The 12,768-nt window shown below is 53.0% G+C and carries 12 protein-coding genes; 1 reads left to right on the forward strand and 11 read right to left on the reverse strand.

All coding sequences use genetic code 11. The annotated features are described in order from the left end of the window. Window positions 1–60 precede the first annotated feature (60 nt). A complete protein-coding gene (locus tag AACY98_RS05695; RefSeq protein ID WP_339802695.1) occupies window positions 61–693 on the forward strand; it encodes a YggT family protein in 633 nt (210 codons plus the stop codon). 77 nt (window positions 694–770) lie between these two features. Here the strand turns inward: AACY98_RS05695 and accD are convergent, their stop codons facing one another. The 11 genes from accD to AACY98_RS05750 form a co-directional block, all read right to left on the reverse strand. Further along, window positions 771–1,643, reverse strand: coding sequence for an acetyl-CoA carboxylase, carboxyltransferase subunit beta (accD, locus tag AACY98_RS05700; RefSeq protein ID WP_339802698.1), 873 nt, complete (start codon window positions 1,641–1,643; stop codon window positions 771–773). Window positions 1,644–1,688: 45 nt separating this feature from the next. Then, the gene (gene trpA, locus AACY98_RS05705; RefSeq protein WP_339802701.1) at window positions 1,689–2,501 is read right to left on the reverse strand and encodes a tryptophan synthase subunit alpha; all 813 of its coding nucleotides are present in this window, start codon (window positions 2,499–2,501) and stop codon (window positions 1,689–1,691) included. A gap of 14 nt (window positions 2,502–2,515) precedes the next feature. After that, window positions 2,516–3,718, reverse strand: coding sequence for a tryptophan synthase subunit beta (gene trpB / locus AACY98_RS05710; protein WP_339802703.1), 1,203 nt, complete (start codon window positions 3,716–3,718; stop codon window positions 2,516–2,518). Window positions 3,719–3,727: 9 nt separating this feature from the next. Beyond that, window positions 3,728–4,387: a phosphoribosylanthranilate isomerase gene (locus AACY98_RS05715; RefSeq protein ID WP_339802705.1), complete on the reverse strand. Its 660-nt coding sequence runs from the start codon at window positions 4,385–4,387 to the stop codon at window positions 3,728–3,730. Window positions 4,388–4,793: 406 nt separating this feature from the next. Beyond that, window positions 4,794–5,588 (reverse strand): tRNA pseudouridine(38-40) synthase TruA, encoded by a 795-nt coding sequence (truA, locus tag AACY98_RS05720; RefSeq protein ID WP_339802708.1) that lies wholly within the window; start codon window positions 5,586–5,588, stop codon window positions 4,794–4,796. A 59-nt stretch (window positions 5,589–5,647) separates the two neighbouring features. Further along, a complete protein-coding gene (locus AACY98_RS05725; protein WP_339802711.1) occupies window positions 5,648–8,179 on the reverse strand; it encodes a type IV pilus assembly protein FimV in 2,532 nt (843 codons plus the stop codon). 206 nt (window positions 8,180–8,385) lie between these two features. After that, complete coding sequence (gene asd, locus AACY98_RS05730) at window positions 8,386–9,501, reverse strand: aspartate-semialdehyde dehydrogenase (RefSeq protein WP_339802714.1); 1,116 nt, start codon at window positions 9,499–9,501, stop codon at window positions 8,386–8,388. Between the two features lie 105 nt (window positions 9,502–9,606). Then, window positions 9,607–10,689, reverse strand: coding sequence for a 3-isopropylmalate dehydrogenase (leuB, locus tag AACY98_RS05735; protein ID WP_339802717.1), 1,083 nt, complete (start codon window positions 10,687–10,689; stop codon window positions 9,607–9,609). 45 nt (window positions 10,690–10,734) lie between these two features. Then, window positions 10,735–11,385 carry a 3-isopropylmalate dehydratase small subunit gene (gene leuD / locus AACY98_RS05740; RefSeq protein WP_126978381.1) on the reverse strand — a complete coding sequence of 217 codons (651 nt, stop codon included), beginning with the start codon at window positions 11,383–11,385 and terminating at the stop codon, window positions 10,735–10,737. 241 nt (window positions 11,386–11,626) lie between these two features. Next, complete coding sequence (gene sodC, locus AACY98_RS05745; protein WP_423817531.1) at window positions 11,627–12,148, reverse strand: superoxide dismutase [Cu-Zn] SodC; 522 nt, start codon at window positions 12,146–12,148, stop codon at window positions 11,627–11,629. 474 nt (window positions 12,149–12,622) lie between these two features. Then, complete coding sequence (locus AACY98_RS05750; RefSeq protein ID WP_204250812.1) at window positions 12,623–12,748, reverse strand: entericidin A/B family lipoprotein; 126 nt, start codon at window positions 12,746–12,748, stop codon at window positions 12,623–12,625. Window positions 12,749–12,768: the final 20 nt, after the last annotated feature.

The following is a 12,768-nucleotide window of genomic DNA, read 5'->3' on the forward strand; positions in this document are numbered from 1 at the left end:
ATCATGCGAAAGTCACAAATCCTGACAGGTAAAAATACAAAATCAACTGTGTTAGTATTTATGTTTGGTCCAACCATTGCGCACATACGTCCCATACACACACCTACCGGCCATATGACCCTGCTACTGAATATTCTCGCCTTTTTACTGAATGTCGTATTTGACCTGTTTGCCATCCTGTGCCTGCTGCGCCTGTATATGCAGTTGGTCAAAGCATCCTTCATGAACCCTGTCGGGCAGGGCATTATCAGGCTGACCAACTGGCTGGTACTCCCACTGCAACGCATTCTGCCCCGTATACAGCGTTTTGATCTCTCTTCCTTTCTGGCAGCCTATTTATGCAGCCTGCTGCATTTCCTGATTCTCTGGACGGCCATTTACCTCTCACAGGATACAGCCGCTGTTGCCATTTCCAGTCCATTGCACGGTATTTTCCTGCTTTTGTTCTTTGCACTGCTCAACGTCATCAAGCTCATGCTGTACCTGCTCAGCCTGATTGTTTTGCTCAACGCCATCCTGTCCTGGCTGCAGCCGAATCACCCCTTTTACGGGCTGACACAGCAGTTAAGCGTCCCTTTGGTCAATCCGGTGCGCAAGGTCATTCCCTCCATTGGAGGGCTGGATTTAAGCCCGTTCATTGTGCTGATCATTCTGCAGGTACTCCTGATCATTGTGAATTATTTGATGAGATGATCTATTTCCCATCTCCATAAAAAAGGACCCTGAAGGGTCCTTTTTACCAATGGCTGGAACGCTGAATCCAGATCAGATCACGCAGCTGCTTCCGCCGGTATTTTCTGCAGCATGGTTAACAGGCTGGCAATCGTATCGCGTAACTGACGGCGATCGCAGATCATGTCAATCGCGCCCTTGTCCAGCAGAAACTCTGCACGCTGAAACCCTTCGGGCAGTTTTTCACGCACCGTGTTTTCAATCACACGCGGACCGGCAAAACCGATCAACGCGCCCGGCTCGGCAATCACCACATCACCCACAAATGCAAAGCTGGCCGAAACACCGCCCATGGTCGGGTCGGTCAGCACACTGATATAAGGCAGCCCGAGCTTACCCAGTTGCGTCAGCGCTGCATTGGTCTTAGCCATCTGCATCAGGCTTAACAGGCCCTCCTGCATACGTGCGCCACCTGTTGCAGAAAAACTGATGAACGGTACTTTTTGCTCAACGGCTGCGTGCACGCCTTCTACAAAGCGCTCACCCACCACCGAACCCATAGAACCGCCCATGAAGTCAAACTCAAAGCATGCAACCACCGCAGGCAGGCTTTTAATGCTGCCACGCATCACCACCAGTGCATCCGTTTCACCTGTGCTTTCAGTCGCTGCTTTCAGGCGGTCCGGGTACTTTTTGGTATCTTTGAACTTCAGGGCATCCATCGGCAAAATTCTCTGCCCGATCTCAACCCGCCCATCGGCATCCAGCATGGCATCCAGCCGTGCCCTGGAACCCATGCGCTGGTGATGCCCGCACTGCGGGCATACATTCAGGTTTTTCTCCAGATCACTGCGATACAGTACCGTTTCGCATTTAGGGCATTTGAACCAGAGTCCTTCCGGAATGGATCGCCTGTCCTCTGGAGAGGTTTGCAGAATTTTGGGAGGCAATATTTTATCTAACCAGCTCATCAATCAACCTCTTTCAGTGTGACTACTACGGTATGTATGTACCTGTTATTTTGAATCCAGAGCCTGGCGCAGTTCCGCGATAAAGGCCTGCGCCACTGGTAGAACCTGATCTCGCGGCTGTTTTTCAATCAGCTCGATCAGGCGTGAACCTACCACCGCACCATCAGAAACTGCTGCAACGGCTTTTGCACTGGCTGCGTCACGAATGCCAAACCCCACGCAGACAGGTGCATGCACATGTTCTCTGATACGGGGCATGAACGCCGAAACCGAATCCGTATTCAAACTGGCGGCCCCGGTCACCCCTTTCAGAGAGACATAATACACGTAACCCGATGCCAGTTTGCCCACCTGCGCAATACGCTCCTCTGTCGAGGTGGGGGCAAGCAGAAAAATCTGGTCCAGACCGTGCAATTTTAACTGTTTGGCAAATTGGTGCGATTCCTCAGGCGGATAGTCAACGATCAGCACACCATCTACACCGGCAGCGGCGGCATCCTGCGCAAAACGGTTCTCGCCATGGCGGTGGTCATAAAACTCCACCGGGTTGGCATACCCCATCAGCACCACCGGGGTCTGCTGGTCTTTTTGGCGGAAAATGCGGACAATTTCCAGCACATTCGCCAGATTCATGCCTTTGGCCAAAGCACGCTCACTGGCACGCTGAATGACCCTGCCATCGGCCATCGGGTCGGAAAAAGGCACCCCGACCTCAATCACATCGGCACCCGCGCTGACCAGCGCATGCATCAGATCCGGTGTGATATCGGCATAAGGATCGCCTGCCGTGATATAAGGAATCAGCGCTTTACGCCCATTGGCCTGCAATTGCTTAAAAGCAGTAGATATACGACTCATGATGTGTAATCCTTTCAGGCCAGTTGCATACCCGCGCGCTCGGCCACGGTATGAATGTCTTTATCGCCTCGTCCTGAAAGGTTCACCAGCAGAATCTGGTCGGAACGCATGGCAGGTGCTATTTTCATCGCCTGTGCCACCGCGTGGCTGGATTCCAGCGCCGGAATGATGCCTTCTGTGCGGCACAGATAATGGAACGCATGCAGCGCCTCTTCATCGGTAATGCTGACATAGTCGGCACGACCGCTGTCTTTCAGCCATGCATGTTCCGGCCCGACACCGGGATAATCCAGCCCGGCACTCACCGAGTGCGCCTCAATGATCTGGCCGTTTTCATCCTGCAGCAGGTAAGTCCGGTTGCCATGCAGTACACCCGGAACACCCAGCGTCAAAGAAGCCGCATGACGACCGGTTTCGAGTCCGTCTCCGGCGGCCTCCACGCCCAACAGACGTACATTTTCGTACGGAATATAGGGATAAAAAATGCCCATTGCATTGCTGCCACCGCCAACAGCGGCAATCACCACATCCGGCTGCCGGCCAGCATATTCGGGCATCTGTTGCAGACACTCATCTCCGATCACACGCTGAAAATCCCGTACCAGCATGGGATAAGGGTGCGGTCCGGCAACCGTACCGATGATGTAAAACGTATCCTCTACATTCGACATCCAGTCACGCATCGCCTCGTTCAGCGCATCTTTCAGGGTTTTGCTGCCGGATTCCACAGGAACCACCTCCGCCCCCAGCAGTTTCATGCGGTACACATTGGCAGCCTGGCGTTTGATATCCTCCGCGCCCATGTAGACAATACACTGCTGTTCAAAACGCGCTGCGATCGTGGCAGTTGCCACGCCATGCTGCCCAGCGCCAGTTTCGGCAATGATACGCGGTTTGCCCATACGGCGAGCCAGTAGCGCCTGACCAATGACATTGTTAACCTTGTGCGCGCCCGTGTGGTTGAGGTCTTCCCGTTTTAAATAGATCTGCGCACCACCAAGCTCGCGGCTCATGCGCTTGGCATGGTATACCGGCGTAGGTCGGCCTACATAATGAAGCAGTTCATCATGGTATTCCGCCAGAAAATCCGGATCATTTTTATAACGGGTATAGGCAGCAGTCAACTCATCAAGCGCGTGACGCAAAGTTTCAGCCGCAAAAACGCCCCCATAGGGGCCAAAATGCCCGTTGGCATCGGGCAGTTCATAAGCTTTCATGGAAATTATTCAATTCTCGAAAAGACAGGCATCCGCTACACGGACCGACTGTACAAAATGCTGAATGGCTTTGGCATCCTTAATACCTGGAGACACCTCCACCCCGGTACATACATCAACAGCCCACGGCTGTACCTGCAGAATAGCCTGCTTCACATTTGCAGCATTTAATCCACCAGACAAAACGGCCTGAACGCCTATATCGTGAGGTATAAGTGACCAATCGAACACCTTCCCAGAACCGCCATATGCTTTACTGTCAGAATCAAGCACCAGTGCCTGAGCCGAAGCATAATCTTGCGACAATTTTACCAAATCTGTATCAGAATGTACACGAATGCCCTTCAGGAAGGGGCGCCCCCAGCTTTCACACCAATAAGGCTCCTCATCGCCGTGAAACTGAAATGTCGCGTTGGGAATATTCTCCTGCACCAGCAATATTTCATGCACCTTGGCGTTCACGAACAGAACCACAGGGGTAACAAACGGCGGCAGCCGTTTTGACAGCTCCAAGGCACGCTCCACACTGATGACCCGCGGACTTTCACGGTACAGAATAAATCCCACCGCATCAGCACCAGCCGCCACTGCTGCATCCACATCTTCTTCGCGAGTCAATCCACAAATCTTAATGCGCGTACGACGCAATCTTTTTTCTATGATGTCCATCAGCTAAGACCGCCTTTCAGTCATTTTCGATATTTTGATATTGTCTGATAATTGAATCTGATAGCCCACACCAGCAAAAGCCAGTTTACCCGTATACGGTCGGGCTGCAAACCTTTCCAGAGCAGAAAACTCTTAATGCCTAATCAACCGCTATTCAAACTTCCCGTCTGACCCTGCATGATCTTCCCTCTCAAACAGAAACTTTTCTGATCGAACCACGCCGACAAGGCTATTTTAATCAAGCCACTGATATCTATCGCTCATGTACGTTTTGTCTATGTTACAACAAAATGAAATAACACAGCAGATCAATTTACAGTGATATCAACACTGCAACTCAGGTTATGCCTGTTTTATCAACAAAAACGGCTTTTTGGACGGCGCCGTGCATCAGCCCATCCTTAATTCAAGGCAACCAGCTCAAAGCAGCCACCTCTTGTGGCAACCCCCATTTCGGATCGTATTGCGGCCCGGCAAAATACAAGCCATCAGCAGCAAAAGTAGGCGCAGCAAACTCCCTCTTTTTACCGGCCAGTACCTTCTCAACCCATTGCGGCGCCTGGCTGCCTGTACCGACAGCAATCAGGCAGCCCATCAGGTTGCGTACCATATGATGCAGAAAAGCATTGGCTTCAAACTCAAAACGCCAGTAAGCACCGCGCTGTTCAATGTGAATTCGCCGCAAATGCTTTACAGGCGTCAGCGCTTGGCACTCGGACGAACGGAATGCGCTGAAATCATGCTCCCCTTCCAGCAATGCAGCCGCCTCACGCATCGCATCACCGCTTAAAGGCCGCCAGCTCCATCCGACACGCTGAGACTCGACAGAAGGTCGCACAGGAGACTCCAGCACAATATAGACATAACGCCGCCCAATGGCACTGTTACGGGAGTGAAAACTGTCCGGCACGGTTTGGCACCACTGTACAGCAATGTCAGAAGGTAAAAAGCGGTTGGTCCCGCGCACCCAGGAAAAAGAATCTCGCTCCACTCGGGTATCAAAATGGATAACCTGATTCAGTGCATGCACACCTGCATCGGTACGGCCAGCACACATTGTCCTCACGGCTGCCTCATCCGGTACGGCCATGAATGACTGCAACGCCCGCTCCAGTGTGTCCTGCACCGTGATTCCGCTAGGCTGGCTCTGCCACCCCTGGTAAGCAGTCCCGGCGTAACTGATACCCATTGCAATACGCAAAGTTCTCTCCAAATAAAAGGGGGGCCAAGCCCCCCAGTTTCAAAACATATGCTTTTGAATCAAGTCTGATCAAGCAGCGCTTTTGCACGTGCCTGAACTTCCTGCGACGGATTTTCAGACAGGACTTCCTGCACAATTTCCTTGGCATCATCGGTATTGCCAATCGCCAGGAACTCCTCTGCCAGAGCCAGACGGGTTGCAGGGCCTTCATCTTCATCAGGAATCGATGAAGGTGCAGCCTGGCTGCTGCCCGGTGCATCATCTGGCAGGTCAAGCGAAAGACCGGAAAGATCATAACCGGCATGCGGTTGTGCCTGAGCTGCACTGCTGTCTGCCGCAGATGGTGCACTGGCTTGCGGTGCACTCTGCGCCGGACGGCTGACTGGTGCTTCCGGTTCGCTGGCGTTGGGAGCCGGGGCAAACTGAGGCGCAAACCCACCGCCACCGCTGCCGCCGCTATTCATGTTTTTCGTTTCAATCGCATCGGAGTAAAGCGAGTTGGTCGGGGAAATACTATGCCCTAACTTGGCAATTTTCACCCAGTCATTGCCCCGTCCGGATGTCAGGGCGCGCAATTGCGATGCCTGGTCATCAAACTGGGCCACTTTACCCTGGCGAGCATACACTTCACACAGCTTCGTATGCAATGCAATACGGTTAGGATCTGATTGCAATGCGTCGCGCAGAATTTCTGCCGCCTGCTCATCGCGCCCATAAGCCAGATACACATCAGCTTCCTGTACCGGATCAACATCGGCATTGGTATCAAGCTGGCTGGCTGCATACAGGCTGGAAGACTGATCCAGCATGCTGGCTCCGGCACCCTGCTGGCTGATATTGTCAGCAAAGAACGAATCTATCTGTGAAGTGGACTCAGGAACATCATCATCCAGATCATCATCCTCGTTCTTTTTACGACGCGCCAGTTTGACGCCTGCAAAGGCAATCAAAGCAATCACTGCCAGACCACCCACCGGAATCAGGGGGTTATCCATCAGCTGGTCAATCAGACTTTTTTCCGGCGGCACAACCGGTGCTACAACGGCTGCCGGGGCGGGCCGCGGTGTCGTAGTTGCAGGCGTTGGCTGCGGCTGTGGTACCGGCTCAGGTTGTGGCACAACTTCAGGCACAGGCTCAGGTTGTGGTACGGGATCAGGTACCGGATCTGGCTGTGGCACAGTATCAGGCACCGGCTCAGGTTGTGGTACAGGGTCCACCACCAGCGGCGGCTGCGTTTGTGGCACAGGTTGTGGCGCTGGCTGCGGTGCAGGCGTTACTACAGCAGGCTGCTGCGTAGGAGCAACTGCTACAGGTGTATTGTTCAGTGCATCCTGAGCACGCCTCAGGTCGTCTGTATTAGAGGCAATTTCTGTACGGCGTGCTTCGGCATTTGCAGCCTGTTGCTGTCCTGCCCGCTGTGTATCCTGCGGAGCCTGGGCACTTGAAATCTGCAGCTGATCAATCGGTTGTGCAGGTTGTGCAGGCTGCACAGGCTGTGGCGTCACATCACCACCGGTTGTCCTTGTTGTGCTATCCGCACTGCGCACAGGAGCCGAACCCCTAGCTACCTGGGTGCGGTAGTCATTGAATTGACGTGCATGCTGGCTCACCTGGCTGCGTGCTTCCGCCTGGCTGATTGATGCAATTTCACTTTCACTCGGTATGCGCAAAGTTGCGCCAGCCTTCACCCAGTTGATATTTCTATTGATGAACGCACCCGGGTTGGCCCGAAACAAGGCAATCAGCATTTGCTCATTGGAAACGCCTGCCGGTTTCATGGCTGAAGCAATCTGCCCCAGCGTCTGGCCCCGGGCAACTTTGACAGTCCACTGGTCACCGCCAGCAACTGGTGCCGGCTGCGGACGCGGCTGTTGAGGCGTAGCCTGCCGCTGAGGTGCTGGCGCAGCAGGAGCTACCCGCCCGCCCTGGCTCGGCTGCACGGTTGCTGCCTGTCCAGCCTGGGAAGGCGCTACAATTCTTTCGCGAATCACATCATCACCGGATACGGCACTTGGGCGTACCGGTGCAGCCGGTGATGTTGCCTGAGCAGATGTGGTTGGTTGTGCTGATGTCACTGCGGCAGGCTGTAATGCAGAAACCTGCGGCGCCGGTGCTGCAGCGCTGGAAGTAGTCACCGATGCCGGCGGATCCACCAGCATGGTATAGCTGCGCTGCATGCTGCCTGTACGCCATGACACGTCCAGCAGCAGGTCAATGAACGGATCCTGCACCGGGCGCATGCTGCTGAGTCTGATCACAGCTGTTGTATTGCCCGTTTGCTGGAAAGACACTTTAATAGCAGACATGGCACTGCTGTAAATCAGTCCACGGCTGCTGAAGTCGCCTGGGCTGGCCAGCCGCACCTGTAAGGAGGCCGCTTCATCCGCATTCAACTGCGTGATAGGCACTTCCGCCTGCAACGGCTCACCTAAAGCAGAGTTGACACGAATCTGCCCCAGAACCAGTGCCTGAGCAGAAAACGACCAGCCGCCCGCCAGTAGTGCCACCGCCAACGCAGCAGAAGTTACACGCCAATGCTTCTTTGCAGGCTGCCCCTGCACCCCCCGATTCTTCGAGCTGATTGCGTTCACAAGAAGGTCCCTCTTTATCATGTTTATCAAATTTTCAGCCGGCCACGAATGGCCGACCAATTCTTATACCCCTATAGCATACACTCACATGCAAGCTTACACATACTAAAACTGCACAAAATTCAGGTTTTCCAAGCCCCTGAATTGGTATTTGTGCAACATTTTACTGTTTTTTCACCCCGATGACCGATAAATTGACCGATAAATCACCCAAGCAAAATCAATAGCATACGGCGCAAAGGTTCCGCTGCGCCCCACAATAACTGGTCACCAATGGTGAACGCGCCCAGGTACTCAGGGCCCATTTTCAGCTTGCGCAGACGACCCACCGGAATCGTCAGTGTTCCGGTCACCGCCACCGGCGTCAGATCCTTCATGGTGGCTTCTCTTGTATTGGGAACCACTTTTACCCACTGGTTATCCGCAGCCAGCATGGCTTCAATATCAGCCAGTGGTACATCCTTCTTCAGCTTGAAGGTCAGCGCCTGGCTATGGCAGCGCATGGCACCAATACGCACACAGAAACCATCTACCGGAACTGCCGCATTTTGCGCCAGCCCCAGAATCTTGTTGGTTTCGGCCATGCCTTTCCATTCTTCGCGGCTTTCTCCATTGCCCAGATCCTTGTCGATCCATGGGATCAGCGAACCGGCCAGTGGCACACCAAACTGTGCCGTCTGTTCGGCAGACAGGCCACGCTGGGTTTCAATCACCTGGCGGTCAATTTCCAGAATCGCGCTTTTCGGGTCTGCCAGCTTGTCTTTCACCGCAGCATTCAAAATGCCAAACTGGTTCAGCAGTTCGCGCATATGCTGGGCACCGCCACCCGAAGCCGCCTGGTAGGTCTGCGTGCTCATCCATTCCACCAGACCAGCCTTGAATAAAGCGCCCACGCCCATCAGCATGCAACTGACGGTGCAGTTGCCGCCAACCCAGTTCACGCCGCCCTTAGCCAGGGCATTTTTAATGGTAGGCATGTTGACCGGGTCGAGCACGATCACCGAGTCATCACGCATCCTCAGTGTAGAGGCCGCATCAATCCAGTGCCCTTTCCAGCCGGCAGCACGCAGTTTGTCAAAAACGGCGGTTGTGTAATCGCCGCCCTGGCAGGTCACAATAATTTCACAACGCTTCAAACTGTCGATGTCATGTGCATCGTACAGTTTAGTCTCATTTTTAGCCCACTGGGGTGCCTTGCCCCCTGCATTGGACGTTGAAAAGAATACAGGTTCAATGTGCGCAAAATCACCTTCATCCTGCATGCGTTGCATCAATACCGAGCCGACCATACCGCGCCAGCCGACAAAACCTACCAGTTTCATGTTACACCTTTCAACCTTTGACATGCGTCTGTTGATTATCTGACTCTATCGGGTTTACCGCAACCTTAACAAGCGCAAACAGCACGCAATGTCCTGTCAAAATTCTCAGCTTGCCTGTGTTTTTAGCGCCGTTACAACAGCATCGCCCATTTCCGCAGTTCCCACCCGGGTGGTGCCTTCGGAATAAATATCCGCCGTGCGCAAGCCGGATGCAATGACGGAACGCACTGCCGCCTCAATCCGGTCTGCCACTGCCGCCTGGTTCAGAGAAAACCGCAGCATCATCGCTGCCGACAAAATTGTTGCCAGCGGATTGGCTATGCCTTTGCCGGCAATGTCGGGCGCCGAACCATGGCTGGGCTCATACAAGCCCTGTTGCTTGTCATTGAGAGACGCCGAAGGCAGCATGCCGATAGAGCCTGTCAACATCGATGCCTCATCAGACAGAATATCGCCAAACATATTGCCAGTAACAATCACATCCAACCGCTTCGGGTCACGCACCAGTTGCATCGCCGCATTGTCAATGTACATGTGCTCCAGCTCCACATCCGGATACTGTTGATGCACTTCAATCATGATATCGCGCCAGAACTGAGATGTTTCCAGAACATTCGCTTTATCCACGCTCAGCAGCTTTTTACGCCGTTTGCGTGCGGCCTGAAATGCCACATGCGCAATGCGCTCCACTTCCGGGCGGCTGTAGCGCATCGTATCAAATGCCTCATCCGTTCCCGGGAAAGCGCCATCGCTTGCCGTGCGTCGTCCTCTGGGCTGGCCAAAGTAAATATCGCCTGTCAGTTCGCGCACAATCAGCAGGTCAAGCCCACCAACGATTTCCGGGCGCAACGTGGACGCCTGAGCCAGTTCGCTGTAACAGATCGCCGGGCGGAAGTTGGCAAACAACCCCATATTTTTACGCAGGCCCAAAATAGCCTGTTCAGGACGCAAAGCACGTTCCAGATGGTCATATTTAAAGTCCCCGACCGCCCCAAACAAAACGGCATCGCTTTGCATTGCCAGCTTGAGCGTTTCAGGCGGCAGCGGATGGCCCGTGGCCGCGTAAGCAACGCCCCCTACCAGAGCTTCTTCAAATGACAATGGCACCCCGGTTGCTTTGAGCACCTTCACGGCCTCTGCAACAATTTCTGCACCAATACCATCCCCTGCCAATACTGCGACTTTCATGCTGACCTTTCTATAAAGAAAAAATACAAAAACAGGGTATTAAAATCATCCAAGCCATTTGGCTGCCAGCCACGGCTTCTGCGCCAGACGGTTGGCCTCATAAGAGCGGATTTCATCCGCATGGCGCAACGTCAGCCCGATATCATCAAAACCGTTCAATAAACAGTATTTGCGAAATGGCTGCACGTCAAAACCAAGCGCCGAACCATCGGGTTTGATGATTTTTTGCTGCTCCAAGTCAATCGTTAACTGGTAGCCGCTAAAGGCATACACCTCGTGAAACAAGGCATCCACCACCGCATCGGGCTGAACAATCGGCAGCAGTCCGTTTTTAAAACAGTTGTTAAAGAAAATATCGGCAAAACTCGGCGCAATGATCGCCCTGAAACCATATTGCTCCAGCGCCCATGGCGCATGCTCACGCGAGGAGCCACAGCCGAAATTTTCACGCGCCACCAGAATAGACGCACCCTGGTAACGCGGCTGGTTCAGCACAAAATCAGGGTTGGGCCGGCGTGAAGCCGGATCCTGCCCAGGCTCTCCATGGTCCAGATAACGCCATTCATCAAACAGGTTGGGGCCAAAACCAGTGCGTTTAATCGATTTCAGAAACTGCTTCGGAATAATTGCATCCGTATCGACATTCGCTCTGTCCATCGGCGCCACAATGCCCGTGTGTTTGGTAAAAGCTTGCATGATGCCTGATATCTCTCTTGAAAAATAAGATGAATTGCATGTACGAATGTATCAATATACCTGAGTACATGCCTGCTATTGAAACGCAAATCAATAAGAGTGCTATTTTTTCATACTTTTGTCACTTTGTTGCTTGCTCAAGAATGTCGCTCGCTAACAACAAATGGACAAACAAAAAAGCAAAGAGGCGTTACCGCCCCTTTGCTGTGATAAACAGCGAATTATTTGATCGCGCAGGTAATTATTTCACCACACCACACGCAACACGGGCTCCGCCGCCACCCAGAGGTGCCGGATGATCGGAATAGTTCTCGCCACCGGCATGCACCATGATAGAACGGCCATCCAGATCCGCCACCTTCAAGCGCGGAGCCAGAACCGGGGTTACTGCAGTACCATCTGCTGCAACATACAGCGGCGGCAAATCACCCAGGTGCCCATCACCCCACGGGGTACCATGCTTGCCTGTATTTTGAGGGTCATAATGCCCGCCAGCAGCCAGCGCGGCAACCATCTTGCCATCCTGCTCTTTCGGACCACAATCCGGGTTCACATGAACATGAAACCCATGAACACCCGGTGCCAACCCCTGCAGGTTAGGCGTTAAAACCAGCCCATACTGCGAATCAACAGCGGTTACTGTACCAATGGGCTTACTCCCGCCATCGGCATCCACCAGGTTCACTTCAATCACTTTTTCAGCCTGAGCAACGGCCAGCGCGGTAGCAAACATCAAACTGGCTGCAATCACGGTCTTTTTCAACAAACGCATGTTTAACCTCCTTTGGTGAGCTCTGCACATTACAGAATAGTCGTAATATAACGGAATCTTTCAAAATGCCATGTCCGGGCACGCATCATCGAGTAATTTATTACCCTTTGAAAAATTGTACGTAGCGCAGCATTTGGCATGATACATAGACACGCCCTGGTCTGAAAGTCTTGAACCTGAACACTGGATACAAGCGTTTGTATCCGCCCGGTATTCACGTGGTGTGATGCGAACTATCGGTTAAACTGTACCAGCATCAAATAGATGCTTGCTGCCTGAGTCTTTGGTCATCCAGCGTGCAATATGATTTTTCCATGGCTCAACGCCTTGTCGCACAACCAGTTAACAGCACAACAGCACCGGCCAATCTGCCATGTCAATCAGCGCTTATGCATCACAAAACGCTTTCATGAAAAGCACAATCAGATGTGATAAAGGCCGGAATTTGCATTCCGGCCTTTAGCGTTATTTAGTGGCAGCATCCTCAATCGCTTCACCGCCCTGCTGTATATCTTTACCAGCACCGGCAACTGTGTTACAACCTGCCAAAACTGCTGCTGAAAGCATTAAAACAAGTAGGTACTTTTTCATTACTCACCTCCGATTCATTC

Source organism: Saezia sanguinis (assembly GCF_963921665.1).
Classification (GTDB): domain Bacteria; phylum Pseudomonadota; class Gammaproteobacteria; order Burkholderiales; family Burkholderiaceae_C; genus Saezia; species Saezia sanguinis.

Bases quoted from the DNA above. Each gene is read 5' to 3' on its own strand.
- asd (WP_339802714.1), bottom strand. From the start codon at position 9,501: ATGAAACTGGTAGGTTTTGTCGGCTGGCGCGGTATGGTCGGCTCGGTA.
- accD (WP_339802698.1), bottom strand. From the start codon at position 1,643: ATGAGCTGGTTAGATAAAATATTGCCTCCCAAAATTCTGCAAACCTCT.
- leuB (WP_339802717.1), bottom strand. From the start codon at position 10,689: ATGAAAGTCGCAGTATTGGCAGGGGATGGTATTGGTGCAGAAATTGTT.
- leuD (WP_126978381.1), bottom strand. From the start codon at position 11,385: ATGCAAGCTTTTACCAAACACACGGGCATTGTGGCGCCGATGGACAGA.
- AACY98_RS05695 (WP_339802695.1), top strand. From the start codon at position 61: ATGTTTGGTCCAACCATTGCGCACATACGTCCCATACACACACCTACC.
- AACY98_RS05715 (WP_339802705.1), bottom strand. From the start codon at position 4,387: ATGGACATCATAGAAAAAAGATTGCGTCGTACGCGCATTAAGATTTGT.
- trpA (WP_339802701.1), bottom strand. From the start codon at position 2,501: ATGAGTCGTATATCTACTGCTTTTAAGCAATTGCAGGCCAATGGGCGT.
- trpB (WP_339802703.1), bottom strand. From the start codon at position 3,718: ATGAAAGCTTATGAACTGCCCGATGCCAACGGGCATTTTGGCCCCTAT.
- AACY98_RS05750 (WP_204250812.1), bottom strand. From the start codon at position 12,748: ATGAAAAAGTACCTACTTGTTTTAATGCTTTCAGCAGCAGTTTTGGCA.